The organism is Mesorhizobium sp. M0136, from assembly GCF_040322515.1.
In the GTDB taxonomy this organism is placed as follows: Bacteria; Pseudomonadota; Alphaproteobacteria; order Rhizobiales; family Rhizobiaceae; genus Mesorhizobium.
Genome location: NZ_JAMYTP010000019.1, coordinates 51,982 through 76,840 on the forward strand (window position 1 = coordinate 51,982; position 24,859 = coordinate 76,840).

Annotated in this window: 23 protein-coding genes and 1 pseudogene; 13 read left to right on the forward strand and 11 right to left on the reverse strand. The window is 63.3% G+C overall.

The annotated features are described in order from the left end of the window. Positions 1-56: 56 nt before the first annotated feature. The 3 genes from NKJ35_RS22040 to NKJ35_RS22050 form a co-directional block, all read right to left on the reverse strand. On the reverse strand, positions 57-761 hold the full coding sequence (locus NKJ35_RS22040) for a DUF4760 domain-containing protein (protein ID WP_352649535.1): 705 nt from the start codon (positions 759-761) through the stop codon (positions 57-59). Beyond that, positions 758-1,138, reverse strand: coding sequence for a hypothetical protein (locus NKJ35_RS22045; protein ID WP_352649536.1), 381 nt, complete (start codon positions 1,136-1,138; stop codon positions 758-760). The genes NKJ35_RS22040 and NKJ35_RS22045 overlap by 4 nt, the downstream gene beginning before the upstream one ends. Positions 1,139-1,240: 102 nt before the next feature. Next, a complete protein-coding gene (locus tag NKJ35_RS22050) occupies positions 1,241-3,442 on the reverse strand; it encodes a caspase family protein (protein ID WP_352649537.1) in 2,202 nt (733 codons plus the stop codon). Between the two features lie 207 nt (positions 3,443-3,649). On the opposite strand from NKJ35_RS22050, the gene NKJ35_RS22055 reads away from it, so the two are divergent. After that, on the forward strand, positions 3,650-4,054 hold the full coding sequence (locus NKJ35_RS22055; RefSeq protein ID WP_023675234.1) for a Fur family transcriptional regulator: 405 nt from the start codon (positions 3,650-3,652) through the stop codon (positions 4,052-4,054). A 174-nt stretch (positions 4,055-4,228) separates the two neighbouring features. On the opposite strand, the gene NKJ35_RS22060 is transcribed toward NKJ35_RS22055, so the two are convergent. From NKJ35_RS22060 to polA, 4 genes and pseudogenes are all read right to left on the reverse strand, one after another. Next, a complete protein-coding gene (locus NKJ35_RS22060) occupies positions 4,229-4,762 on the reverse strand; it encodes a hypothetical protein (RefSeq protein ID WP_352649538.1) in 534 nt (177 codons plus the stop codon). Positions 4,763-4,774: 12 nt separating this feature from the next. Beyond that, positions 4,775-4,963 (reverse strand): annotated as a pseudogene (locus NKJ35_RS22065) (type II toxin-antitoxin system RelE/ParE family toxin); the annotation flags it as partial. Between the two features lie 86 nt (positions 4,964-5,049). After that, on the reverse strand, positions 5,050-5,280 hold the full coding sequence (locus NKJ35_RS22070) for a hypothetical protein (RefSeq protein WP_352649539.1): 231 nt from the start codon (positions 5,278-5,280) through the stop codon (positions 5,050-5,052). A gap of 65 nt (positions 5,281-5,345) precedes the next feature. Further along, on the reverse strand, positions 5,346-8,294 hold the full coding sequence (polA, locus tag NKJ35_RS22075; RefSeq protein ID WP_352649540.1) for a DNA polymerase I: 2,949 nt from the start codon (positions 8,292-8,294) through the stop codon (positions 5,346-5,348). A 443-nt stretch (positions 8,295-8,737) separates the two neighbouring features. Here polA and NKJ35_RS22080 point away from each other — a divergent pair, with 443 nt between their 5' ends. The 5 genes from NKJ35_RS22080 (at position 8,738) to NKJ35_RS22100 (ending at position 14,632) form a co-directional block, all read left to right on the forward strand. Then, on the forward strand, positions 8,738-10,123 hold the full coding sequence (locus tag NKJ35_RS22080) for a M20/M25/M40 family metallo-hydrolase (RefSeq protein ID WP_352649541.1): 1,386 nt from the start codon (positions 8,738-8,740) through the stop codon (positions 10,121-10,123). Positions 10,124-10,226: 103 nt separating this feature from the next. Then, complete coding sequence (locus tag NKJ35_RS22085) at positions 10,227-10,847, forward strand: ribonuclease D (protein WP_023675237.1); 621 nt, start codon at positions 10,227-10,229, stop codon at positions 10,845-10,847. A 43-nt stretch (positions 10,848-10,890) separates the two neighbouring features. Beyond that, on the forward strand, positions 10,891-11,142 hold the full coding sequence (locus NKJ35_RS22090) for a hypothetical protein (protein ID WP_352448348.1): 252 nt from the start codon (positions 10,891-10,893) through the stop codon (positions 11,140-11,142). Positions 11,143-11,567: 425 nt separating this feature from the next. Beyond that, positions 11,568-13,820, forward strand: a complete 2,253-nt coding sequence (locus tag NKJ35_RS22095) for a transglycosylase domain-containing protein (protein WP_352649542.1) — start codon at positions 11,568-11,570, stop codon at positions 13,818-13,820. A gap of 59 nt (positions 13,821-13,879) precedes the next feature. After that, positions 13,880-14,632: an SDR family NAD(P)-dependent oxidoreductase gene (locus tag NKJ35_RS22100; RefSeq protein WP_023675240.1), complete on the forward strand. Its 753-nt coding sequence runs from the start codon at positions 13,880-13,882 to the stop codon at positions 14,630-14,632. A 178-nt stretch (positions 14,633-14,810) separates the two neighbouring features. Here NKJ35_RS22100 and NKJ35_RS22105 read toward each other — a convergent pair whose 3' ends face one another. Further along, a complete protein-coding gene (locus tag NKJ35_RS22105) occupies positions 14,811-15,260 on the reverse strand; it encodes a baeRF12 domain-containing protein (protein WP_352649543.1) in 450 nt (149 codons plus the stop codon). Between the two features lie 438 nt (positions 15,261-15,698). Here NKJ35_RS22105 and cysG point away from each other — a divergent pair, with 438 nt between their 5' ends. From cysG to NKJ35_RS22135, 6 genes are all read left to right on the forward strand, one after another. After that, the gene (gene cysG / locus NKJ35_RS22110) at positions 15,699-17,150 is read left to right on the forward strand and encodes a siroheme synthase CysG (protein WP_352476391.1); all 1,452 of its coding nucleotides are present in this window, start codon (positions 15,699-15,701) and stop codon (positions 17,148-17,150) included. Next, positions 17,147-17,452: a DUF2849 domain-containing protein gene (locus NKJ35_RS22115; RefSeq protein ID WP_352649545.1), complete on the forward strand. Its 306-nt coding sequence runs from the start codon at positions 17,147-17,149 to the stop codon at positions 17,450-17,452. The genes cysG and NKJ35_RS22115 overlap by 4 nt, the downstream gene beginning before the upstream one ends. Positions 17,453-17,525: 73 nt before the next feature. Then, positions 17,526-19,196: a nitrite/sulfite reductase gene (locus NKJ35_RS22120; protein WP_352649546.1), complete on the forward strand. Its 1,671-nt coding sequence runs from the start codon at positions 17,526-17,528 to the stop codon at positions 19,194-19,196. Then, entirely contained in the window at positions 19,171-19,935 is a 765-nt protein-coding gene (locus NKJ35_RS22125) for a phosphoadenylyl-sulfate reductase (RefSeq protein WP_352649547.1), read from the forward strand. The genes NKJ35_RS22120 and NKJ35_RS22125 overlap by 26 nt, the downstream gene beginning before the upstream one ends. A 208-nt stretch (positions 19,936-20,143) precedes the next feature. Further along, entirely contained in the window at positions 20,144-20,680 is a 537-nt protein-coding gene (locus tag NKJ35_RS22130) for a DUF934 domain-containing protein (protein ID WP_352476395.1), read from the forward strand. 136 nt (positions 20,681-20,816) lie between these two features. Beyond that, positions 20,817-21,437 (forward strand): DJ-1/PfpI family protein, encoded by a 621-nt coding sequence (locus NKJ35_RS22135; protein ID WP_352476396.1) that lies wholly within the window; start codon positions 20,817-20,819, stop codon positions 21,435-21,437. Positions 21,438-21,586: 149 nt separating this feature from the next. On the opposite strand, the gene NKJ35_RS22140 is transcribed toward NKJ35_RS22135, so the two are convergent. Together NKJ35_RS22140 and NKJ35_RS22145 are read right to left on the reverse strand one after the other, a co-directional pair. Next, a complete protein-coding gene (locus NKJ35_RS22140) occupies positions 21,587-22,609 on the reverse strand; it encodes a fatty acid desaturase (protein WP_352649548.1) in 1,023 nt (340 codons plus the stop codon). A 125-nt stretch (positions 22,610-22,734) separates the two neighbouring features. Beyond that, on the reverse strand, positions 22,735-22,935 hold the full coding sequence (locus NKJ35_RS22145) for a hypothetical protein (RefSeq protein ID WP_254816803.1): 201 nt from the start codon (positions 22,933-22,935) through the stop codon (positions 22,735-22,737). A gap of 238 nt (positions 22,936-23,173) precedes the next feature. Here NKJ35_RS22145 and grpE point away from each other — a divergent pair, with 238 nt between their 5' ends. Further along, positions 23,174-23,809: a nucleotide exchange factor GrpE gene (gene grpE, locus NKJ35_RS22150; RefSeq protein WP_352649549.1), complete on the forward strand. Its 636-nt coding sequence runs from the start codon at positions 23,174-23,176 to the stop codon at positions 23,807-23,809. 107 nt (positions 23,810-23,916) lie between these two features. Here the strand turns inward: grpE and olsB are convergent, their stop codons facing one another. Then, a complete protein-coding gene (gene olsB / locus NKJ35_RS22155; protein ID WP_023675251.1) occupies positions 23,917-24,792 on the reverse strand; it encodes a l-ornithine N(alpha)-acyltransferase in 876 nt (291 codons plus the stop codon). Positions 24,793-24,859 lie beyond the last annotated feature (67 nt).

Here is a 24,859-nt window from a genome sequence, read left to right on the forward strand (position 1 = left end):
GCGGAGAACTAGCCGGCGGCGGAGCATTTCCGTCGCCGGCTTCGCATTTTTCGGGATTATCTGGACTGGGCCGAGGGTGGCGCCTGGCGGACATAGTTCTCGATCGGCTGGGCGAAAGTCGGTGAACCGGCCTTGCGCTCCTTGTCGATATAGCCGGCAAAATAGCTCCAGAAGGAAGCGGCATAGTCGCGGAAATAGGAGTCGGCGACCTCACGTGAGCACAGCCTGCCTTCGACGCAGAAGGAAAGGCGGTTGAGGAAATAGACGATGCGGTCGAAATTGTCGCTGAACTCGGCAAGCGGCATGTCGCCGCCGGTTGCGCTCATCGCTTCGATGCCGATGCGTTGTCTGAACACCTGTTCCTCGGTCGGCGTCGGATTGGCACTGAGCAGATTGCCGTATTTGGCGTTGAGCGCCGCCAGGCGTTGCTTGAGGGCCCGTTGCGCCTGCTGGTAATCCTTGCTTTCCCAGAGCTCGACCAGCGACATCGTTTGCTCGACGCGCTTCTGCTCCTGGTTCGCCAGGAACTGGTAGACCGAAAAGATCAGGGTGAAGATGATCGCCAGGCGCACCAGCAATCCGGACCAGGCATAGACGAGCATGCGCCAGTCGCGATCGGTGAATGGGTTCGCCTCCTTCTTGACCTCGTGATTGCTCACCCACGGCAGGCCTTCGACGGTTTCCGGCAGCGACACCGGCTTCTTTTGCAGTGCCGGCGCCGTCACTGCCTGCTGCGTTGCGTTGCCCCCCGCTTTCGTCATCCGCAGCTGTCCAGTTCTATGGTGGCGGACGGGTCGAGCACGATGCCCGGCGTCTCCAGCTTCTTCTTCAGGCAATCCAGCTGCGCCCGCGAAACGATGAACTGCACGTCAGGCGCCACCTGCGCCTTACCCGGCGACGGTAATGGTTCGACCACGCCGCGTGAGGTGCAGCTGCTGAGATCGACCACGACGGCGGCGTTGCCGGATTTGGCGATCTGGTCGTACTGGTCGAGAAAGCAGCTCGCCAGTTCGGAATTGATGACGATCTCCTTGGCGCAAAGGCCGCAAGCCTCATCCGCCGAAGCATTGGCGGCCAGCAACAGCCCGGCGAAAAGGCCGGCGGTTGTTGCGCGCCACGAAAATACGGTCCTGTTCACGAACGCCCTCATCCGTTCCGTTCGGCCGCCGACAACGGCGGTCGAAGAATGTTCATTATCAGCCGATTAGGCAAGAGGCCCGGCCGGGCACCTGACCCCGCCTCAGGCGCGCGGCACCGTCTCCATCGGGAAGATCATCACGGCGCCCTTCGACCCCTTGTCGTCGGTGAGCCGCATGGCCGAACGCGTCGCCGGCGCCATGCCGATATCGGCCAGCATATCGGAGAAGTTTGGTTGTCCAAGTCCGCGCGTTGCAGAGACAACGCCCTCTTGCGCCAGGAAACTCAGATCCTGCTTCTCGCTCTGCGGCGGTGCTTCGGTCAAGACGGCGATCATTCGCTCCATGCCGAAGCTGGTGTCGGTGAATTTGAACAGGCCTTCCTCGAGCACGGCGCCTTCGGTCAGGCGCTCGGCAAGAAAATGCTGGATGGAATAGTCGGAGCCGACATAGAGCACGTTGATGTCGACCAGGTTGGTCGAACCGTTCTTGGCCAGCACGTGGACCTGATCGTCGGGCGAAACACGCGGCACCGTCGACGGTTCGATCGGCTGCAGCGTGTCGCTGTCAAAACGCTTGATCCGGAACTCGACGCTGACCTCTTCCGGCCGATAATCGGAAGCGGCGGCCAGCCTCGACAGGCCGATGGCGCGGAAGATTTTCGTCAGGTTCTTGGCCGCTGCATCGACCAACTTTTCGCGGCCGTCCGGATGAATGACGATCATCGGCGGCTTGCTGCCGCCCTTGAGCGTCATGTCGCCCGAAGCCGGCAGGAACCACAGTGCCGGCGCGTCGGTGGCATCTTCGGCGGCGCCGGCAATGGCGTTCTCGCGCAGCACGGCGAGACGCAGATCTGCGCTCTTGCCCGGCTCGACCAGCGCGATGTGGAACCCTGAGTTCTCCCTGGCCGCCAGATCGTCGAGAACCGAGTTCGCCAGCGCGGCCTCTTTCTCGAGGCCTTTGGTCGCCGCCGGCCGCGCAATCACGAGCTTGTAGTCGACGGCGAGCTCGGCGAGCCGGGCATAGGCATTGGCGGGGATGTCGGCCAGCTTGAGCGCCGGCTTGCCGCCGAACTCGACCGGCTTGACCCGGCTTTCCAGGTTTTTCGCCGACTGCACCTGGAGATAGCCAAGCGCGTCCGACAGCGGCGACAGCGCCGAGGGCAATATTGCGAGCCTGCTGCCAGGGGTGAGGCGATGCAGCAGTCCGCCGCCGATCGTGGCTTTGTCGTTCTCGATGACGATCGGCCATTGCATGACCGCGTCTGTCTTGTCGGTGCCGAAGACGCGGGCGTCGAGTTCCCCTTCGAACATCGGCGTCGGCCGGGTGCGGCCGTCCGCCGAATATTGCTGCAGCACGGCCTGGCCGAGCTGGCGGTAGGTGATGTTGGGGTTCTCGGCCAGTTTCGACAGGATGGTGAAGGTGAACAGCCCGAAACGCGGCGCATCGGCCGTGCCCTTGGGCAGCGGCATCTCGGGCGTCGTCTCCACCGTCTGCGCCGCGTAGAAGGCGACCAATTTGCCTTTGGTGGTCGGCTCGGCGCCGGTCGGCGTCAGCTTGAAGGCCGGCTTGCGCTGCCCGTTCTCGTCAAAGCCGCGCGGCGCGGCCGACGCAATCTCGTCATAGGCTTTCACCGCAGCCGCCCTGGCAGCGTCGTCGCCGCCGACCAGATCGGCGAACTCGACCTTGCGTTCCAGCTCGTCGTCGACCTCGGCGGCGCGCGTCGCAGTGCCGGAATGGCAGCAGTCGAATACGGCCCAGATAAAGGCGCCCTTGTCGCGGATAGCGTCAAGCGCGGTGCCGATCTCGTTGTCGACCAGCGCATTGGGCACGCCCTGTTCGCGGTTCACCCATTTGTCGATGTCGGACGGCAAGAAAATCTCGTCGAGGCCGTCGGTCTCGTCGCCCTTGTTTGCCGCCGGCTGTTGCGCGCCGTGACCTGACAAATGCAGGTAGACGAAATCGTCACGCTGGACCCTGGCGGCAAGGTCGGCGAGTGCTGCCTTGATCGCAGCATGTGTCGGCGGTCCGTTGGCGCCTTCGACATCCTTGGCGAGCAGCGCGACGTTTTCGGCTGAAAACTTCACCGGCGCGGGCGTGTACTTCAGGAGGTAATCGCGCACCAGGCCGGCATCGTTCTTCGGTCCGATCAGCCAGTTCTTCTTCGGCAGGTTCGGATAATCGGTGCAGGCAACAAGCAGCGCATGGTAGGTGCGCGCCGCTGCGAATGCCCGAAACGGCACCAGGCCGGCAGCGGCCAGCGCGGACGTGCCGGCAAGCAGCGTCCGCCGCGTCACTTTGATCATGATTGCTTCCCCAAGCCCGATCGAATTTCCAAGCACGGCCAGCCTGGCCGAGGATGTCAGTATTTTGAATATGGCGTCGCCGGTCTGCCGACCATCGGCTGCGATACAAACAGTAGCAAAAAAGGCAGTTCGTCGCTATCTCAGTGGAAGAGGCCGGATTGCATGCCTAATGGCAGCGATCGGCACGGAGCGGCTTGGAACGGGATCATGGCGGCAAGGGATGTACTGACGAAGAACCAGCTTTGCGTGCTCGAGAAACTCGAGGCCGCCAGCGGACCGCTCAGCGCCTATACTTTGCTCGACCAATTGCGCGAGCGCGGTTTTCGCGCGCCGCTGCAGGTCTACCGGGCGCTCGACACGCTGGTGAAATCCGGCTTCGTGCACAGGCTCGAAAGCCTCAATTCCTTCGTCGCCTGTGCCGAGCCGCACGACCACAGCCATTCGATGACGGCGTTTGCCATCTGCGACACCTGCGGCCAGGTGACCGAGTTCTCCGACCACGATGTCGGCCACCGGCTCGACGAATGGGTGCGTTCGACCGGCTTCGCCGCCAAGAAGGCGGTGATCGAGTTTCGTGGGACATGTGCGAAGTGTTTGGCTGAAGCGGCTTAGCAAACCCAAAGGCAACACTTCGGAGGCGGCGGAGCAGTATTCACGCCTCGCCGGTGGGCTCACGATGGTTCCCTGGACGTAGACTCATTCGCGTAGCCGGATACGGAAGCGACTGCCTCGGGTTTCGGCACGATTTGAAAGCCGCTAGTCGACCGACGCGTTGCAGACATTCGGCTATGAAAGTGCAGTCCAAACTACCCTCTCAAGATCGGGAGAGTAGCGGGCGATGATAGCCGCTTGATCATTTTCCTGCGTGAGAATTATCTGCTTCCCAGTAGCGTCACCGAGCAATCGCATAAAGCGGTCAAGGTGCTCAACCTCGGTTTTTCCAGTGACTTGCCTTGGATCGAAGTCGAACTCAATTTCGTCAGCGCTGAAGAAGTGACACGCAAGCTGAATTGGCCCGACGTAAAAGGACAGTAAGCTGCCTGTTTCGCTTTCCAGGGCCGCTTCGACGCCCAATGGCATCGACTCGATCTTGCCGGAGACACTGAAATCAGGAGGCGGGGTCCATTCGAGGAGGATGTTCCAGACGCCCTGCCAATCTACCTCAGACGTGTTCAGAATGTAGATGTCTCGCCAAAGCCGTCCCAAGCGAAATCCGATGCTATCTGTTCCCAATTCATGAATGAACCATTCTCGATGACTGCGGTTGTAGCATGACATACGCCATGAGTGCTTTCCACAAATCCCAAGTCCGCTTTCCACCTAGTTTACGGCCTAGCCAACCGGCTTCTTTGAGGTATGCCGGATGTGCAGGATCTCAATTGCGTCGGCACGGGCACGATAGAAGACCTTATAAGGGTAGCGGCCTATGAAGAGGACGCGAACGCCAGGGATGTCAATCGCGTGACCGCTTTCGGGAAATTCGGCAAGTCGCGAAATCCCAGCGTGGATCCGAGAAATGACTGAAAGGGCGCCCTGAGGCGCCCGCTCTTACGGGTAGTTGAAAATCGCCTCGCGTTCGGCAAAAGCTTGCCGCGTAGATCGGACTTTCATAGCCTGCGGCGGGTGTCGGCCGCGCGAACAGTATCCTCATCTACGAAAATGCCGTGATCGGCCTCTGCTAGCCCCGCTGTGACCGCGCTGCGCTCTGATTCCGACGTCGCATACACGCCGGTCCGCCGCGCCTCGATGACGCGGGCGTAATCAGCAAGCTCCTCTTGGTCTTCGCGAGGCCAAGCCTCCGCATGCCTTACCAGATTCTCAAGTGCCTTGGTGATCATGCGGGCATTATTGCATACCGCTGCTTCTCGTGAACCTTGAACCGAATATGGCTCTGTGGCTCGCCTTAATGCGCCTCTTCCCAGTTGTTGGCGGCGCGGGCGTCGACGTGCAGCGGCACCGACATCGACACCGCCGGCATGGCGGCGTTCTCCATGACGTGGCAGACGACCGGGATCGTCGCCTCGACCTCGGCTTCGACGGTCTCGAAGACCAGCTCGTCATGCACCTGCAGCAGCATGCGGGCGGAAAGCCTGGCTTTTTCCAGGGCATCGTCCATGCGGATCATGGCGCGGCGGATGATGTCGGCCGCGGTGCCCTGCAGGCGGGCGTTGATCGAGGCGCGCTCGTTGAAGGCACGGACCGAAGGATTTGACGATCTGATTTCCGGATAGTGGATGCGGCGGCCGAAAATGGTTTCGACATAGCCGTGCTCGCGGGCATAGGCCTTGGTCGCATCGATATAGTCGCGGATGCCGGGGAAACGGTCGAAATATTTCTTGATGTAGTCGCCGGCTTCCTCGCGCGCGATCGACAGCTGGTTGGCGAGGCCAAAAGCGGAAATGCCGTAGATGATGCCGAAATTGATCGCCTTGGCACGGCGGCGCACTTCCGAAGGCATGCCTTCGACCGGCACGTTGAACATTTCAGACGCGGTGATGGCGTGGATGTCGGCGCCGTCGGCGAAGGCCTGCTTGAGCTGCGGGATTTCGGCGACGTGGGCGAGCACGCGCAGCTCGATCTGGCTGTAGTCGGCGGAAACCAGCTTGTTGCCCTTGTCGGCAATGAAGGCCGTCCTGATCTTTCGGCCTTCGACGGTGCGCACCGGAATGTTCTGCAGATTGGGATCCGAGGACGACAGCCGCCCGGTCGTCGTTGCGGCAAGCGCGTAGGAGGTGTGGACGCGCTTGGTGTCGGGATGGATGAAGCCGGGCAGCGCGTCGGTATAGGTCGATTTCAGCTTGGTCAGCTGGCGCCAGTCGACGATCTTACGCGGCAATTCATGGCCTTCGGCGGCGAGGTCTTCGAGAAGCTGCGCCGAGGTCGACCACTGGCCGGTCTTGGTTTTGGAACCGCCGGGCAGGCCCATCCTGCCGAACAGGATGTCGCCGAGCTGTTTTGGCGAGCCGATGTTGATGCGTTCGCCGACCAACTGGTAGATTTCGTCCTCGAGCCGTGCGGCACCCTGTGCCAGTTCGCCGGAGAGCCGCGACAGGATCTGCCGGTCGACCGAAATGCCGCGCTGTTCCATCCGCGCCAAGACCGGCACCAGCGGCCGTTCCAGCCGTTCATAGACCGAAACCAGGCCCTTGGCGGCAAGCCGTGGCTTCAGCACCTGCCAGAGTCTGAGCGCGACGTCGGCGTGCTCGGCGCCGTAAGCCGTCGCCTTGCCGAGGTCGGCCTGATCGAGGCCGACGAAGCTTCTTCCCGAACCGGCCAATTCCTTCAGCGGAATGGTCGCGTGGCCGAGCCATTTATCGGCCAGCGCCTCCAGGCCGTGGCCACCGTGGGTGCCGGCCTCGAGCACGTAGGAGATCAGCATGATGTCGTCATAGGGGCCTATCTCGATGCCGTGACGGCTCATCACGAGTAGGCGGTATTTCATGTCGTGCACGATCTTGAGGACGGATTTGTCCTCGAGCAGCGGCTTGAGCAACGCCAGCGCATCGCGGACCGGGATCTGGTTTTCGACCGCGCCGCCGCCGAGCAGGTCGCCATTGCCGTTTTTATGGGCAAGCGGCACATAGGCGGCATGGCCAGGCGCGACGGCCATGGCAAGGCCGATCAGTTCGGCCCGCATCGGATCGGGCGAGGAGGCCTTAACGTCGAAGGCGACGATGCCTCTCTCCATCGCCTCGGCGATCCAGACCTTCAGCGTCGCGGCGTCGCGGATGCAGGCGTAGGCGCTGGTGTCGATCTTGCGGGTGGTGGCAGCCTCCAGGCGAAGCGCCGAAAGCAGGGATGGGGTGTCGCCTTGCTTGGCTGCAGCCTGGGCTTCGAGCGCCGCTTCGTCCGGCGGCGGTGCGCTCTCGGCGGCCGCGGGCAGGCCAAAACCCATATCGGGGCCGTGCGCGGTATCGGCACGCTCTATGGTGACGGGGGTGGCTGGAACGTCACCCGCGTCGGTTCCGGTCGCTTCGGCCACGCGGCGGGTCAGCGTCGAGAATTCCATGGTCTTGAGAAAGCCGATCAGCCTGGGGCCGTCCGGCGCATGCAACACGAACTCGTCAAGCCCTTCGGTCACCGGCACGTCGTTCTTCAGCCTCACCAGGTCACGCGAAATGCGCGCCTTGTCGGCATTGGCGATGATCGATTCGCGCCGCTTGTCCTGCTTGATCTCGCCGGCGCGGGCGAGCAGCGTGTCGAGGTCGCCGAACTGTTCGAGCAATTGCGCCGCCGTTTTCGGCCCGATGCCGGGCACGCCCGGCACATTGTCGACCGAATCGCCGGTCAGCGCCTGCAGGTCGATCATCTTCTCCGGCGGCACGCCCCATTTCTCGATCACCTCGGAAACGCCGATCTGGCGGTCCTTCATCGGGTCGTACATGGCAACCGTCGGGCCGACCAGCTGCATCAGGTCCTTGTCGGAGGAGATGATGGTGGTGTCGGCGCCGGCTTCGCAGGCAAGCCGGCAATAGGTGGCGATCAAATCGTCGGCCTCGTAGCCTTCCGTCTCAAGGCATGGCAGGTTGAAGGCCCTGGTCGCCTGGCGGATCAGGCCGAATTGCGGGATCAAATCTTCCGGCGGCGCCGAGCGGTTGGCCTTGTATTCGGGGTAGAGGTCGTTGCGGAAGGTCTTCGACGAATAGTCGAAAATCACGGCGAAATGCGTCGGCACGATGCCGACATCGGTGTTGCGGGCGTCCTGCGTCAGCTTCCAGACCATGTTGCAGAAGCCGAGCACGGCACTGGTCGGCAGCCCGTCGGACTTGCGGGACAGCGGCGGCAGCGCGTGATAGGCACGGAAGATGTAGCCGGAGCCGTCGACAAGGAAGAGATGATCGCCTTTTTTCATGGCACGAGGGATAGCGCGGCGCAGCGCCGCGGTCCATGCCAAAGGCGGCTTGCGCCAAGGGTTCCGGCAACACCCTGACAAATGGCGTGCGAACTTGGCCGGCCCTGCCGGCTTGGCCGCAGCTTTGTTCGCTCACGCCTATGTTACAAAAGTGTAATTTTTGTGCCCTTGAATCGCCACGTTCGCAGACACAGATAAAACGCATCGGCAGTTTTCGCCGAAGTCCGGAGCAAGGCTCGTCCCCCGCCTATCCCGGACACTTGCGGCAGCCTATCCCCCCTCTCCGGGCTGCCGCATCGTTTCGAGTAAAGGCCGCCGTGGTTCCCCTCCACCACGGCGGCATTTTTTTGCCGTTGGACAGGAAGCTGTGGCCCAACGGTCGCGGGCTTTCCGTTTCGCCGCATGGGCTCTAGATTTGCCGCCAGAATCGAAAGGCCCGCCAGATGTCCGCAGTTTCCCCTGTTCTCGACCGCCTAGACAAGAACTTTGACCAGAGCCTGGAACGCCTGTTCGGCCTGCTCGCCATCAAGTCGATCTCCACCGATCCGGACTACGCCGCCGACTGCCGCAAGGCCGCCGAATGGCTGGTCGCCGAGCTCAAGCTGATCGGCTTCGACGCCAGCTTGCGCGACACGCCGGGACATCCGATGGTGGTCGCGCATCACGATGGGCCGGCGGGCGCGCCGCATCTGCTGTTTTACGGCCATTACGACGTCCAGCCGGTCGATCCGATCGAGCTGTGGGAAAGCGACCCGTTCGCGCCGGCGGTCAAGGAGATCGGGCCCGGCCACAAGGTGATCACCGGCCGCGGCGCGGCCGACGACAAGGGCCAGCTGATGACCTTCGTCGAGGCCTGCCGCGCGTGGAAGCAGGTGCATGGCGGATTGCCGTGCCGAATCACCATCCTGTTCGAGGGCGAAGAGGAGTCCGGATCGCCGTCGCTGAAGCCGTTTCTCGAGGCGAATGCGGATGAGCTCAAGGCCGATTTCGCGCTGGTCTGCGACACCGGCATGTGGGACCGCGATACGCCGTCGATCTGCGTCTCGCTGCGCGGGCTGGTCGGCGAGGAGATCACGGTGACTGCCGCCGACCGCGACCTGCATTCCGGGCTCTATGGCGGTGCGGCCGCCAATCCGATCCGCATCCTGGCAAAGATCCTGGCCGACATCCACGATGCCGATGGTCACATCACCATTCCAGGTTTTTATGACGGCGTCGAGGAAACGCCGTCGCAGATATTGCAGTCGTGGCTGTCGCTCGGCGAGACGGCCGAGACCTTCCTCGGCCCGATTGGCCTGTCGATTCCGTCCGGCGAAAAGGGCCGCTCGGTGCTCGAGCTCACCTGGGCGCGACCGACGGCCGAGTTCAACGGCATTATCGGCGGCTATACCGGCAAGGGCTTCAAGACGGTGATCGCCGCGCAAGCCTCGGCAAAAGTCTCCTTCCGCCTGGTCCACAAACAGGATCCGGAAAAAATCCGCGCCGCCTTCCAGGCATTTGCCAGGCAGCGCGTGCCAGCGGACTGCTCGGTCGAATTTCATCCGCATGGCGGCTCGCCGGCAATCCAGCTTTCCTACGACTCGCCCTTCCTGGCCAAGGCCAAGCAGGCGCTGTCCGACGAATGGCCGAAGCCGGCGGTGGTGACCGGCGGCGGCGGCTCGATCCCGGTGGTCGGCGATTTCCAGACCTATCTCGGCATGGAATCGCTGCTGGTCGGTTTCGGCCTCGACGACGACCGCATCCACTCGCCGAACGAGAAGTACGAGATGAGCTCCTTCCACAAGGGCCAGCGCTCCTGGGCGCGCATTCTCGAGGCGCTGACACGCTGAAATTGCGCCAGACTCAAGTTTTTGTTGATTTTTCGCCGGATCGCGGCAAGGACGGGCACGGTCCGTCGCGCATCGCTGCACGGGGCCGCGACCGGAGAAGACGATGAGCGACATACGTTTCCACAAAAACGATCTGCCCGGCCTGCTGCATTACGATGTCGGGGCGGTCGCCATCGACACCGAGACGCTAGGGCTGAACCCGCATCGCGACCGGCTCTGCGTCGTGCAGATCTCGCCGGGCGACGGCTCGGCCGACGTCATCCAAATTGCGCCCGGCCAGAAGAAGGCGCCGAACCTCGTCAGCCTGCTCAAGAACCGCAGCATCACCAAGCTTTTTCATTACGGCCGCTTCGATCTCGCCGTGCTCTACAACGCCTTCGGCGTCATGCCGGAGCCGGTGTTCTGCACCAAGATCGCGTCGCGGCTGACGCGCACCTACACCGACCGGCACGGGTTGAAGGACATCTGCTTCGAGCTTCTCGGGGTCGGCCTGTCGAAGGCGCAGCAATCATCCGACTGGGCAGCCGAGACGCTGTCGCCTGAGCAGCTCGAATATGCCGCCTCCGACGTGCTCTACCTGCACCGGCTGCGCGACGTGCTGAGCGCGCGTCTGGCGCGCGACAACCGGACCAGGGAGGCCGATGCCTGCTTCCGCTTCCTGCCGACGCGTGCGAAACTCGACCTGATGGGCTGGGATGAAGAGGACATCTTCGCCCACAGCTAATGGCCTTCTGGCACTTTAACGCCGTCGGCCGGGAGGAATTGAGATGGCTGCGCGAAAACCAATCGAGACGGCACCCAAGGACGGTTCCAAGGTCACCGTCTACTGGCAGGACAGCGACGGCGTGATGAACGAGAGCATCGCGCAATACCGTTCGCTCGACCGGCTGAAGGCGGCCGGCGGCGACTGGGACGAAAGCGATGCCGGCTGGTGGGCCTATACGGACGGCCATACGCAAAGGAAGATCGAGCCAATCAGCTGGCGGCCGGCCTCCGACGACCCAGACGCGGACGACTGAGGGTTGTCGCGACGGTCGAACTCGGCGCTGCCCCTCAATCCCTGCCGGGACCTTCTCCCCGTGAGAACGGCGAGAAGGGGCTTGGCCGCAACGCCGGCGATCTCCCCTCGCACCGTCCTTCACGAGGAGAGGGTAAGGGTGAGGGGCAGCGCCAACCGAGCGATTATTGTGCGGCAACGCGTATTTTGTTCTTGCTTTGTGCCGGCAGCTATGCTACTAATCTCGCTATGGTGCTCATTGGCTCCAACAACCCGCCCGCCGAGGCGGGTTTTTCATTTCCGGCTTTGGCGCTGTCGCGGGCCGCGCCTGCTCCGCAAACGGTTGAATACACTTTACCTCGATTTTTCCCGACTTAACCCGCCCTTAAATCGCCGCATCTAGTCTTCAACCCGAACGCCATAAGCATCGGGAAGACAGCACAGCGCATGGCGAACCGGAAAGACAGCCGCATCGAGCCCAGCTTCGAGGCATCGCCGGGGGCGAGATCCTCGGCCGGTTTTTCGGTGAGCGAGGAGGACCGCGTCGTGCCGAGCAACCGTAAAGCCGCTGCAAAGCGCAAATCGACCAAGGCCAAGCCGTCTCGTGGCGGGCGCGGCAAAAGCCGGCGCGGCGTGTTCGGCGTGCTTGGCCGGCTGTTCTACTGGTGCTTCGTGCTGGCCATCTGGGGCGGCATCGCCACTGCCGGCATCGTCGTCTATTACGGCGCGAAAATGCCGGCGGCCACCACCTGGGCCATTCCCGATCGCGCCCCCAACATCAAGATCGTCTCGGTCGACGGCCAGCTGCTTGGCAATCGCGGCATGAGCGGCGGCGAGGCCGTCGGCCTGCACGAAATGTCGCCCTATATTCCCGAGGCCGTCATTGCCATCGAAGACCGCCGCTTCTATTCGCATTTCGGCATCGACCCGATCGGCCTTTCCCGGGCCATGGTGACCAATGTGCTGGGCGGGCATTTTTCGCAGGGCGGCTCGACGCTGACCCAGCAGCTGGCCAAGAACCTGTTCCTGACGCCGGACCGCACGCTGGAACGCAAGGTGCAGGAAGTGCTCTTGGCGCTGTGGCTGGAGCACAAGCATACGAAGGACCAGATCCTCGAAATGTACCTCAACCGGGTCTATTTCGGCTCCGGCGCCTATGGTGTCGAAGCGGCCTCGCGCCGCTATTTCGGCAAGAGCGCGCGTGAGGTCACGCTGTCGGAGGCGGCACTTCTCGCCGGCCTGCTCAAGGCGCCGTCGCGGTTGTCGCCGGCGCGCGACCCGAAGGCGGCCGAGCAGCGCGCGCAGCTGGTGCTCGCTGCGATGCGCGACGAGGGCAAGATCAGCGCCAAGGAGCAGACCACGGCAATGAGCGCGCCGGCGACACGCGCGCCGTCGTACTGGACCGGCTCGGAAAACTACGTCGCCGATACGATCATGGAAGAACTGCCCGACCTGATCGGCGACGTGCGCCGCGATATCGTCGTCGACACGACCGTCGATCTGACGCTGCAGAAGCTCGCCGAGCAATCGATCCGCCGGCTGATCGACCAGAGCGGCAAAAAACTCAATGTCAGCCAGGGCGCGCTGGTGTCGATCGACAATTCCGGCGCGGTGCGCGCGATGGTCGGCGGTTACGACTATTCGACCAGCCAGTTCGACCGCGCCTCGGAAGCGCGCCGGCAGCCGGGCTCGGCGTTCAAGCCGTTCGTCTATATGGCGGCGCTGGAATCCGGCCGCACGCCCGACAGCGTGCGCAACGACGCGCCGATCAAGATCGGCAACTGGACGCCCGACAATTACGGCGGCAAATATTTCGGCAAGGTGACGTTGGCGACGGCGCTGGCAAAATCACTGAACTCGGTGGCCGCGCAGCTAACCATGGAAGTCGGGCCGAATGCGGTGGTCGAGGCGGCGCACCGCATGGGCATCCAGTCCGAGCTGACCGCCAACACCTCGATCGCGCTGGGCACCTCGGAAGTGACGCCGCTGGAACTGACCTCGGCCTATGTTCCCTTCGCCAATGGCGGTTACAAGCCGGACATCCATTTCATCCGCCGGGTCACGACGAGTGACGGCAAGGTGCTCTACGAAAACAATGGCGGCGGTGCGCCGCGCGTCGTCAAGCCCGATGTCGTGGGTATGATGAACTCGATGATGACCGGCACGGTCGAGATCGGCACTGCCAGGAAGGCGGCGTTCGCCTGGCCGGCGGCCGGCAAGACCGGCACCAGCCAGAATTCGCGCGACGCCTGGTTCATCGGCTATACAGCCAATTTGACCACCGGCGTCTGGTTCGGCAACGATGACGGCAGCGCGATGAAGAAGGTCACCGGCGGCGCGCTGCCGGCGCAGGCCTGGCACGAGTTCATGGTCGCCGCGCATGAGGGCGTGCCGGTGCGGCCGCTGCCTGGAACCTGGAAATCGACGCCGCCCGACACCATCGTCCAGGACGACATACCGTCCGACACGGCGCCGCCGGCGCCGGTCGCTTCCGTCGGCCAATCGGCACCGCCAACAGCAGCTACCCAGCCGCCCTCGCGTCCCGTGCGTCCTGCCGAGACGGTCGATGCCGGCGGCCTGGCCATGCCGGGCGTCGACAGCGCCACCGCATCGATCAAGCACCCGGTGCCGCCCGGCGAAGTCGGCGGCCCGGTCAAGAAGCGGCAGACCTCGATATTGGATATTCTGACAGGCGGCTGAGGCTGATCCCCCTCGCAACCGCGACCGTGTTCCGCTACATGTCCGCCTGGAGACGCGACATGGCCGAAACCGACACCAGAAAGACGATCGTGCTGACCGGCGCCAGCCGCGGCATCGGCCATGCCACGGTCAAGCGCTTTTCACGCGAAGGCTGGCGCGTCATCACCTGCTCGCGCCAGGCCTTTGCCGAGGACTGCCCGTGGCCGGCCGGCCCGGAAGACCATATCAAGGTCGACCTCGCCGACCAGGAGGATGTCGGCATCGCCATCTCCGAGATCCGCCACCGGCTGGAGGCGCATGGCGGGCAGCTGCACGCGCTGGTCAACAATGCCGGCATCTCGCCAAAGCTCAAGGACGGCAACAGCCGCATGAACTCGATCGACACGCCGATGCATGTCTGGCGCGACGTCTTCCAGGTGAATTTCTTCGCCCCGATCATGCTGGCGCGAGGATTGTTCAAGGAACTGGCATCGGCCAAGGGCTCGATCGTCAACGTCACCTCGATCGCCGGCACCCGCGTGCATCCTTTCGCCGGCACCGCCTACGCGACGTCGAAGGCGGCACTCGGCTCGCTGACGCGCGAGATGGCGCATGATTTCGGCCCGCACGGCATCCGCGTCAATGCGATTGCGCCGGGCGAGATCGATACGGCGATCCTGTCGCCGGGCACAGAAAAAATCGTCGAGACGATCCCGCTGAGGCGGCTGGGCACCACGGCGGAAGTTGCCGATATCATCTTCTTCCTGTGCTCGCAGCAGGCGTCCTACGTGACCGGCTCGGAAATTCACATCAACGGCGGCCAGCACGTTTGAGCGGCTGAGTTTTATCAATCGTCGGCGCTGCCCCTCATCCCCTGCCGGGACCTTCTCCCCGTGAAGAACGGGGAGAAGGGGGAACCCCAGCGCTGGCGACCCCCTCTCCCCATCCTTCACGGGAGGACCTGCTCCAGCCTGGCGATTAATAAGGAAATTGCACGCCGCCGATGCCCGATCAGCTCGCCTGCAGCAGGCTCTCGATATCGGGTATGCTGTGGTTGGTCAGCGTCTTTGGAATTTCCGCCGTTAACTTGTCGGTGACCTCCTTGTGCAGTTTCCTGCGCATGTCGCCCAGCACCGGCGGCGGCGCGATCAGCACGATCTCCTTGAATGTGCCGCGATGCGCGAGCTTGTAGAGCCTGTCGGCAATCTCTTCGGCAAAACGCTCCTTGCCGAGACGGTGCCAGTCGGTGTCCTCGACCGCACTGCGGTGGACGGAAGGGCCGTCGCTGTAGCGGCCGGGGCGGTCCGTGCCTTGTTCTCGGGTTGCCGGATTTTCCTGCTCCATCTCGTGCACGACTTGAAGATCGGGATATTGGACGTCTCCACGGTTCTCGAGGAACAGCGCCTTTTCGCCATCTGCCACCACGATCCATAGTCCGCGTTTCAGTCTGACGTTGCTCATGGGGGCGCTCCTTTTTGATTTTCGAACCCATCGCCGGGCCTTTGCTGCAGGGCTGTGACCGGCCCGGGTCCATAGGGCAAACGCGTACCAAGGCGGGAATGTTCCGGCACTCGGACCCGGTGCTCCGACAGGGGTCGGCGAGAGTGCGGGGCTGCCGTCGATCGCTCGGTCAGCATCCGGCGGCTTAATCTACTAAATTGATAGAATTTAGAAAAATCTGGTTTGTGGTTAGCTCCTCCGGCCGCTAAAAAGGCAGCGGATCAAGGGCTGCAACAGCAGCTTCAATCTGCTCCGCCTTTGAATGTGGAATATTTTTCTCTTGGCCTTCATGCTTGCAGAAAAGAGATTGCCTGCTACGAAGCGATGCGCGAGTGGGTGCCTTCTGGTTTTTCGCGCCCCCGCGTAGAACTGACAAACGGTTCCAGGATTCCGCTCGTCATGCCGCAAGCCACGCCCAAGCTCAATGCCTTTCCCGTCTTCATGCGGGTCGAGGGCGAAGCCATAGCCATCGTCGGCGGCGCAGAGGAAGCGCTGGCCAAGGCGCGGCTGCTCGCGCAGTCGAGCGCTGTGCTGCGCATCGTCAGCGATGAAACAAGCCCGGAGCTGCTGGCCTTTATCGCCGAGACGGGGGCCGCCCACATTGCCAGCGCCTATGATGCAGCACATCTCAACGGTGCGGTGATGGTGTTTGCCGCCAGCGGTGACGAGGCGCTCGATCGCCGCGTTGCCGGGGATGCGCGCCGGCTGGGCATTCCGGTCAATGCCGTCGACCGGCCGGAGCTATGCGATTTCTTCACGCCGGCACTGGTCAACCGCGCGCCGGTCGCCATTGCCATCGGCACGGAAGGTGCCGGCCCGGTGCTGGCGCAGATGCTGCGCAGCCGCATCGACCGCATGCTGTCGCCGTCGCTCGGTCCGCTCGCAGCGCTCGCCGCCTCGTTTCGCGATACCGCCGAAAGACTGCTGCCGAAGGGCAATGCCCGCCGCCGCTTCTGGAGCGATTTCTTTGGCGGCGCGCCAGCCCGCGCTGTCGAGGCCGGCGAGCTTTCGCAGGCGCATGATGCGGCCGTCGGCCTGCTGCTTTCGAAGGAACCGGCATCGGGCCATATCGCGCTTGTAGGCGCCGGTCCAGGCGCCGAGGACCTTTTGACGCTGCGCGCCCATCGCCTGCTGATGGAAGCCGACGTGATCGTCCATGACGCGCTGGTGCCGGAGGCGATCGTCGCCATGGGCCGCCGCGATGCGGAGCGCCTGCCGGTCGGCAAGCGCAAGGGCTGCCATTCCAAGAGCCAGGCCGAGATCAATGCGCTGCTGGTCGAGCTTGGCCACGCCGGCAAGCGCGTCGTGCGGCTGAAGTCCGGCGACCCGCTGGTGTTCGGCCGGGCCGGCGAGGAGATGGCGGCGCTACGCGATGCCGGCGTCGCCTACGAAGTGGTTCCGGGCGTCACCGCAGCCTTTGCCGCCGCCGCCGATTTCGAACTGCCGCTGACGCTGCGCGGCGTGTCGTCGTCGATGGTGTTCACCACCGGCCATGACCTCAAGGGCAATTCGCTGCCCGACTGGGCAAAGCTCGCCATTTCCGGCGCGACGGTCGCCGTCTATATGGGCCGCTCGGTCGCCGCCGAGGTCGCCGGCCGGCTGATCGAAGCCGGCCTGTCGCCGGATACGGCCGTCGCCGTGGTCGAGAATGCCAGCCTTGCCAACCGCCGCCGTTTCCACGGCACACTCGCCGACCTGCCGTCGTTGGAGGCGCGCGCCGACCTTAGCGGCCCGGTGATGACCATCATCGGCGACGCGGTCGCCGGCGCCAATTTCGAACGGTCCGAGCCGCTGGCGGCACACAGGCAGGAAAGCGTGCTCCGGTCTGCCGCGCATGGAGTGAGCCAATGAAAGTCCTGACCGCGAACCGCCTCGCCGACGGCATAGCCGTCTGGTACGCCAATGGCGGCTGGGCCGAGACCATCGACCATGCCGACATCGCCCATGACAAGGCGGCCGAGGACCGGCTGGAGGCGATCGGCGCCAAGGCCTCCGCCGCCAACGAAGTGGTCGACGTCAACCTGATAGACGTGACCGTGGCCAACGGCACGGTCGAAGCGGTCCGGTTGCGCGAAAAGATCCGTGCCGCCGGCCCGACCACCCGCAACGATCTGGGCAAGCAGGCCCGTCTGCAAGCCGCACGCGCGGCATAGATGACACAAGCATGATCCCGATCATGCTCGAACGAAGAAAATAACGGGCGGACGCGCCCGGAAAGACCTGAATATGTACCGTTACGATGAGTTCGACCACGATTTCGTCAAGGCCCGCGTCGCCGAGTTCAGCGACCAGGTCGCGCGGCGCCTTGCCGGCGAGATCACCGAGGACCAGTTCCGGCCGCTGCGGCTGATGAACGGCGTCTATCTGCAGCTGCATGCCTATATGCTGCGCATCGCGGTGCCCTACGGCACGCTGAACAGCAAGCAGCTGCGCATGCTCGGCCACATCGCCCGCAAATACGACAAGGGCTATGGGCATTTCACGACGCGCCAGAACATCCAGTTCAACTGGCCGGCGCTGTCGGACATCCCGGCGATCCTGGCCGATCTGGCAAGCGTCGAGATGCACGCCATCCAGACCAGCGGCAACTGCATTCGCAACGTCACCGCCGACCACTTCGCCGGCGCCGCCGCCGACGAGGTTGCCGATCCGCGTCCCTATGCCGAAATCCTGCGGCAATGGTCCTCGGTGCATCCGGAATTCTCGTTCCTGCCGCGAAAATTCAAGATCGCGGTGACCGGCGCCGAGCGCGACCGCGCCGCCATCCAGACGCATGACATCGGCCTGCACCTGAAGAAGAACGCCGCCGGTGAGCTTGGTTTCGCCGTCTATGTCGGCGGCGGCCAGGGCCGCACGCCGATGGTGGCCAAGAAGATCCGCGATTTCCTGCCCGAAGCGGATCTGTTGTCCTACTGCACGGCGATCCTGCGCGTTTATAACCTCTACGGCCGTCGCGACAACAAGTTCAAGGCGCGCATCAAGATCCTGGTCCATGAGACCGGCGTCGAGGAGATCACCCGCCAGGTCGAGGCCGAATGGCAGGAGTTGAAGGACGCCGAGCTGAGGCTGCCGGAAGAAGACATCCGCGCCATCGATGCCTATTTCGCGCCGCCTCCGCTTGTCGACCGGCCGGAAGGCGACGAGTCGGTCAAGCTTGCCCGCCTCGACTCCAGGAGCTTTTCCGAATGGCTGGACCAGAATGTGGTCACCCATCGCCATCCCGACTACGCGGCGGTGACCATCTCGCTCAAGGGCATCGGCGAGACGCCGGGCGATGCCACCGACAGCCAGATGGAAGCGGTCGCCGACATTGCCGAAAAATATTCATTCGACGAGCTGCGCGTCAGCCACGAGCAGAACCTGATCCTGCCGCATGTCGCGCGGGCCGACCTCAAAGCGGTCTATGACGCGCTTGTCGATATCGGGCTGGCGACGGCCAATTCGAACCTGATCAGCGACATCATCTCCTGCCCCGGCCTCGATTATTGCGCGCTGGCGACGGCGCGCTCGATTCCCGTGGCGCAGGAAATCTCGCGGCGCTTCGCCTCACTGGAGCGCCAGCGCGAGATCGGCGAATTGAAGCTGAAGATTTCCGGCTGCATCAATGCCTGCGGCCATCACCATGTCGGCCATATCGGCATCCTCGGGGTCGAGAAGAAAGGCGCCGAGCTCTACCAGGTAACGCTCGGCGGCTCGGCCGACGAGAACACCTCGGTCGGCGAGATCATCGGCCGCGGCTTCAGTTCGGAAGAGATCACCGATGCCATCGAGCAGATCGTCGAGACCTATCTCGGGCTTCGGCTGGACAGAAACGAAAGATTCATCGACGCCTACCGCCGTGTCGGTCCTGCGCCGTTCAAGGAGGCGCTCTATGCTGGCGAAGCCAAGGCCGCTTGACCGTATTGTCGACGTCGAGGCCGGCATCGCCGCCCAAGCGGCGGGTCTCGACGCGCTCTACGGCCATCTGAAGCCGCTGGAGATCATCGAGCGGTCAACCCGGGAATTCTTTCACGGCGAAATCGCCGCCGTCTCGTCCTTCGGCGCGGATTCGGCGGTGCTGCTGCACATGATCGCCGAGATCGACCGCACGCTGCCGGTGATCTTTCTCGACACCGGCAAGCATTTCGAGGAGACGCTCGGCTATCGTGACGCGCTGGCCGCCGATTTCGGGCTGACCGATATCCGGGTGATCAGGCCCGACGATGCGGCGCTGGCAAGGATCGATCCGACCGGCAATCTGAACGAGACCGACACCGACGCCTGCTGCGAGGTGCGCAAGGTCGAGCCGCTGGCGCGCGGCGTCGAGCCGTTCCGCGCCTGGTTCACCGGCCGCAAGCGCTTCCAGGCGGCGACCCGGGCAGCGCTCCCGGTGTTCGAGGCGGTCGGCTCGCGCATCCGCATAAATCCGCTGGCGCACTGGACGACATCGGACCAGGCCGGCTACATGCGCGCACATGCGCTGCGTGAAAACCCGCTGGTCGCCTATGGCTATCTGTCGATCGGCTGCTTCCCATGCACGCAGCCGGTGCAACCGGGCGACGACGCGCGCAGCGGCCGCTGGGCCGGGCACGCCAAGACCGAATGCGGCATCCACTTGTCGGGGTTGGAAAGGTCGCTGACTGACGCCTCACTTTAGGGTAGATTGATATTCAGCCGGCCTGCAAACGGCGGATTCCTGCGCTTCCGGTGCTCACGTACCCAAGAGTACGCTCCGCTTCGGTTCCTGGAAGCCACCATTTTGGTCGCTTCGCGTCCGCCTTCGGCTCCGGCTCGGCCTGACCTGAATCTCAACGCACCCTGAGGTGTTTTGCACTTTAGAATCTTTGGACTTGGGAATTTTCTTGATGAGCGACTTGATAGCCGAAAACGCCATGCGGCTGTGGACACCGGATGGGTTCCGAGAGGACGAGTGGGTTCATGCCGAAAGCGCCGAGGCGCTGGGCGGCAATGGCCGTTTCATCCTGCCGTTGCAGGCGTTTCTCGGCTTTGATCCGGAGGTGCGGCGGTCGGCGAAGGAACGCATCGGCGTGCTGCTGCAGCCCGGCGACCAGCTCGACAAGATCGCCGGCCTGCTCGACCAGCTGTCGTTGGTGGCGCTGGCCTTTCCGGCGTTCAATGACGGCCGCTCCTTCTCCAAGGGCGAATTGCTGCGCAGCCGTTACCACTTCACCGGCGCCATGCGCGCCACCGGGCAGGTGCTTATCGACCAGCTGCCGCATATGCTGCGCCTCGGCTTCGACGAATTCGAGATCTCGCACCCGGTGCTGCTGAAGCGGCTCGAGCAAGGCCGCACAGGCGGACTGCCGCTGTTCTATCAGCCGGCGGTGAAGCCGGAGCCCAAAGGCCCGAAATATTCCTGGCGGCGGGTGCGCCCCGGCTGATCCCCTCCAGAGGGCCAGAAGCCTATCTGGTCGGACCACATCCTGATTCCAGCCTTTTATTTTGCGCCTATCCGCCTTAGGATAGGCCCATTATTTCGCGATCAGAATAAATGTGGCCACAAGGGAGGAACCGGGTATGGCTGGCAAGAAGATATTGATGCTCGTTGGCGAGTTCAGCGAGGAGTACGAGATTTTCGTCTTTGAACAGGCCATGCATGCGGTCGGCCATACCGTCCATGTCGTTTGCCCCGACAAAAAGGCCGGCGATATCCTGAAGACCTCGCTGCACGACTTCGAGGGCCACCAGACCTATACGGAAAAGCTCGGCCACGACTACATCCTCAACAAGACGTTTTCCGAGGTCAATCCCTCCGACTACGATGCCGTCTACGCGGCGGGCGGGCGCGGGCCGGAATATATCCGCATCGACAAACGCGTGCAGGCGCTGGTGCGGCATTTCCATGAGACGGGAAAGCCGATCTTCACCATCTGCCACGGCGTGCAGATCCTGATCGCAGTCGACGGCGTGGTGCGCGGCCGCGAAGTCGCGGCACTGCAATATTGCGAGCCGGAAGTCACGCTGGCCGGCGGCATCTATATCGATGTTGCGCCGACCGGCGCCCATGTCGACGGCAATCTGGTGTCGGCCAAGGGCTGGCCGGGCCTTGCCGCGTTCATGCGCGAATGCCTGAAAGTGCTGGGCACCGAGATCCGCCAGGGCGAGATCCTGATGCGCGACCAACGCCAGGCGGCTTAAGCTCGGAATTTGGAGCCTGCCGCACCCCTAACGCATGTCGCGCAAAAGTGTGTTCAGCGGTTTTGTGATAACGGCATGCATAAACAAGAACCTAGAGCGCGTCGCATGAGGCTGGTCGAGCGCGACGCGCCTTAGGTGCGGCGGTGCGCCTACACGGCCATCCGCGCTTCGCGGAACGATACCAGCTTGCTGCGGGTCTCGTCCCACAGCGCCAGCTTGACGCAGCGCAGGCTGTCGAGGAGCGTGACGCGGCCGATCTCACGCAATTCCGGATAGTCCCTCAGCACTTCCGGAAGCCGGTAGCACGGCACCTTGGCCGAAAGGTGGTGCACGTGGTGGACGCCGATATTGCCGGTGATCCAGTTCAGCACCGGCGGCAGGTCGTAATAGGACGAACCGTGCAGGGCAGCGTGCTGGAATTCCCACTCGGAGTCCTTTGTCCACTCCGTCTCCTCGAACTGATGCTGGACATAGAACAGCCAGATGCCGGCCGATCCGGCGAGGATGACGATCGGCAGATGCACGACCAGAAACCCGCCGGGGCCAACGAACCAGATGAGCAGCGCGGCGATGACCGCAATGGCGAGGTTGGTCGACATCGACGACACCCAGGGGGTGAAACCGCCCCGCATCATGCCCAAGGGCAGTCTCTGCTCGAACATGAAAATCCATATCGGGCCAAGGCCGAACATCACCAGCGGATGGCGATAGAGGCGATAGGCGAGCCGGCCCCGCCACGACAGTTGCCGATATTCAGCGACGGTCAGTGTCTTGATGTCGCCGGTGCCGCGCTCGTCGAGATTGCCTGCGCTGGCGTGATGGGTTGCGTGGGCGCGGCGCCAGCAATCGTAGGGCGTCAGCGTCAGCACGCCAAGCACACGGCCGATCCAGTCGTCGGCATAGCGATTGGCAAAAAAGGAACCGTGGCCACAATCGTGCTGGATCATGAAGATCCGCACCAGAAAGCCGGCTGCCGGAAGGATGAGGACCAGACCCCACCAATGGCCATAGGCATAGGCGGCCGAAGACAGTGCCCACAGCGTGGCGAAGGGAATGAGGGTGATGGCGAGTTCGACGGCGCTGCGACGCCTGTCGGGCTTTTTATAGCGCGACAGGATTTTCAACCAGGCGCGCTTGCTGTTTGCCACAGCTTCGGGGGAAATCATGTTCATCATGAAACATAGGCGGAGCAGGGCGCTGCCGCAAGACGAAGATCACGCAAAGTTACTGCGGGTAAATGTCGCGCGATGCGACGAATTCCGGCCACAGTCGCCGGGCGCGTCGCCGGCAACGGCGCCTATCGACGGCGCCCGCCTGCGACCATGTTGGTTTCGATGCCATCCAGGCGGTCGAGCAATTTCTTCAGGCGGTCGGGAATATCCGTCTCCGTGCGGAATGCCGGCAGGGTGCGCAGGAAGCGCTTGGTGGTCTCATTGCCGAGCTGGCGCCGGATATCGACGGCGAGCGCGTCGTGCTTTTCGCCATTGGTGCGGGACATCTTCCAAAATCCTGTGTCGGCTTCGAAACTCCTCCAGGAGAGAAATGGTTCCCGCATTGTAGTAGCCTGGCAAGCAAAGCCGTCGGATACGGTAAAGTTTGAATTAAAATCGAAAAGTCTCCGCTGTTCGCCTTCCAGCCGCGGCAGCGGCTGCAGTAGCGCTTGCCCCTTGATTTTTGGCCGCCAAACCTCGATATCGGGCGCAAATCCACACCATCGAAAATGACGGGAAACGGCGATGAGCGACCAGGCAAAAGACGAACGCGCGCCCGATGAAGCCGAGAAGACCGAGGCTGCCGCGGAGCCAAGGGAAAGCGGCGCCGACGGCGACTATGAAGCGCTTGTGCGGCTTCTGAAGGAAAACGAAGAGCTGAAGGATCGCGCGCTGCGCGTCGCGGCCGACATGGAGAATTTGCGCCGCCGCACCGCCCGCGACGTCCACGATGCGCGTGCCTATGCGGTTGCCAACTTTGCCCGCGACATGCTTTCGGTGTCAGACAATCTGCGCCGTGCTCTGGATGCCATCCCGGAGGAGGCCAAGGCTTCGGGCGATGCCGGTTTCAAGGCGCTGATCGACGGCGTCGAGATCACCGAGCGCGCCATGCTGTCGGCGCTGGAACGTCACGGCGTGAAGAAGCTTGAGCCGGAGGGCGAGAAATTCGATCCGAATTTCCACCAGGCGATGTTCGAGGTGCCCAATCCCGACGTACCGGCCAACACGGTCGTGCAGGTCGTGCAGCCCGGCTATTCGATCGGCGAGCGTGTGCTGCGGCCGGCCATGGTCGGCGTCGCCAAGGGCGGCCCCAAGCATGTGGCGAGCGAAGCGCCGGTGGAGCCGGGGCCGGTGAATGAGCAAGCTGAGAAGGATGCGTAAGTTAGGAGAGTAGGGGAATAGGCAGTACGGGAGGAGGGAATGCCGCTACGTCGGGTAAAATAGAGCAGAGCACTTGCCTACTCCGGCCGTTGCCTTCTCTCCCCTACTCAGGCCGCAAACCGCTGCGCTTCTCCGCCATAATAATTGACGTAGCGGGCACCGATCTCCTTGACCGGCATCACCACGAACACGTCGACGGTCGAGAATTCACGGTCGATGACGCAGCCGTCGCCGATGCGCGCGCCGACGCGCAGATAGCCCTTGACCAGCGGCGGCATCGCGGCGATCGCCGCCTTGGTGTTGACGGCCTCGATCGGCATCAGGTCCATGGAACAATAGCGCCCGGCGACGGCTCGCACGTCCCAGGATGAATTCGTCCGGCAGTGGTGGGCAAGATAGGTCAGCGCCTCGGCATGTGCCGCCGGCACGGTGCCGTGGAACGACGCGCAGCCGGTCATCACGCCGATGCCGTAATGGTTGATATAGGCCCAGATGCCTTGCCACAGCGCCTCGATTGTGCGCTTCGAGCGGTATTCCGGCAGAACACAGGAGCGGCCGAGCTCGAGGAAACGCTGGCCGGGATGCCGCGCGATCAGCTTGGTCAGCTCGAATTCGCCTTCGGAATAGAAGCCGCCGGCCGCCGCGGCAATCTCCTGCCGCAGCAGGCGGTAGGTGCCGACGATGCGGCGATGCTCGGGGCCGGAAAGCGAAGTATCGAACACAAGCAGATGATCGCAGAGGGGATCGAAGCGATCGGCATCGCGGCGGTCCTGCATCTGGAACAGGTCCTTCCTGGCACCAAGCTCGTCGTAGAACACCCGGTAGCGCACTTCCTGCGCGGCAGCGATCTCGGCCTCGTTGCGGGCGAGCCGCACTTCGAGATTGCCGATGCGGCCGAGCGATGCGCCTTTTATGACGGCATCGGCGTTCCGGCCGACGAGCAAAGGCCCGCTGGCGTTCGGCCGAGCATCACATTCCGGCATGACTGTATGCACGAGTGATTCTCCTTCGAGCCATCCCTCTTGGCACGGGGATACGGTGTAGGTGCAA

Excerpts from the sequence above, each read along its gene's own strand:
- NKJ35_RS22040 (WP_352649535.1), bottom strand. The coding sequence starts at position 761 with ATGACGAAAGCGGGGGGCAACGCAACGCAGCAGGCAGTGACGGCGCCG.
- NKJ35_RS22050 (WP_352649537.1), bottom strand. The coding sequence starts at position 3,442 with ATGATCAAAGTGACGCGGCGGACGCTGCTTGCCGGCACGTCCGCGCTG.
- NKJ35_RS22055 (WP_023675234.1), top strand. The coding sequence starts at position 3,650 with ATGGCGGCAAGGGATGTACTGACGAAGAACCAGCTTTGCGTGCTCGAG.
- NKJ35_RS22070 (WP_352649539.1), bottom strand. The coding sequence starts at position 5,280 with ATGATCACCAAGGCACTTGAGAATCTGGTAAGGCATGCGGAGGCTTGG.
- polA (WP_352649540.1), bottom strand. The coding sequence starts at position 8,294 with ATGAAAAAAGGCGATCATCTCTTCCTTGTCGACGGCTCCGGCTACATC.
- NKJ35_RS22080 (WP_352649541.1), top strand. The coding sequence starts at position 8,738 with ATGTCCGCAGTTTCCCCTGTTCTCGACCGCCTAGACAAGAACTTTGAC.
- NKJ35_RS22085 (WP_023675237.1), top strand. The coding sequence starts at position 10,227 with ATGAGCGACATACGTTTCCACAAAAACGATCTGCCCGGCCTGCTGCAT.
- NKJ35_RS22090 (WP_352448348.1), top strand. The coding sequence starts at position 10,891 with ATGGCTGCGCGAAAACCAATCGAGACGGCACCCAAGGACGGTTCCAAG.
- NKJ35_RS22095 (WP_352649542.1), top strand. The coding sequence starts at position 11,568 with ATGGCGAACCGGAAAGACAGCCGCATCGAGCCCAGCTTCGAGGCATCG.
- NKJ35_RS22100 (WP_023675240.1), top strand. The coding sequence starts at position 13,880 with ATGGCCGAAACCGACACCAGAAAGACGATCGTGCTGACCGGCGCCAGC.
- NKJ35_RS22105 (WP_352649543.1), bottom strand. The coding sequence starts at position 15,260 with ATGAGCAACGTCAGACTGAAACGCGGACTATGGATCGTGGTGGCAGAT.
- cysG (WP_352476391.1), top strand. The coding sequence starts at position 15,699 with ATGCCGCAAGCCACGCCCAAGCTCAATGCCTTTCCCGTCTTCATGCGG.
- NKJ35_RS22115 (WP_352649545.1), top strand. The coding sequence starts at position 17,147 with ATGAAAGTCCTGACCGCGAACCGCCTCGCCGACGGCATAGCCGTCTGG.
- NKJ35_RS22120 (WP_352649546.1), top strand. The coding sequence starts at position 17,526 with ATGTACCGTTACGATGAGTTCGACCACGATTTCGTCAAGGCCCGCGTC.
- NKJ35_RS22125 (WP_352649547.1), top strand. The coding sequence starts at position 19,171 with ATGCTGGCGAAGCCAAGGCCGCTTGACCGTATTGTCGACGTCGAGGCC.
- NKJ35_RS22130 (WP_352476395.1), top strand. The coding sequence starts at position 20,144 with ATGAGCGACTTGATAGCCGAAAACGCCATGCGGCTGTGGACACCGGAT.
- NKJ35_RS22135 (WP_352476396.1), top strand. The coding sequence starts at position 20,817 with ATGGCTGGCAAGAAGATATTGATGCTCGTTGGCGAGTTCAGCGAGGAG.
- NKJ35_RS22140 (WP_352649548.1), bottom strand. The coding sequence starts at position 22,609 with ATGAACATGATTTCCCCCGAAGCTGTGGCAAACAGCAAGCGCGCCTGG.
- NKJ35_RS22145 (WP_254816803.1), bottom strand. The coding sequence starts at position 22,935 with ATGTCCCGCACCAATGGCGAAAAGCACGACGCGCTCGCCGTCGATATC.
- grpE (WP_352649549.1), top strand. The coding sequence starts at position 23,174 with ATGAGCGACCAGGCAAAAGACGAACGCGCGCCCGATGAAGCCGAGAAG.
- olsB (WP_023675251.1), bottom strand. The coding sequence starts at position 24,792 with ATGCCGGAATGTGATGCTCGGCCGAACGCCAGCGGGCCTTTGCTCGTC.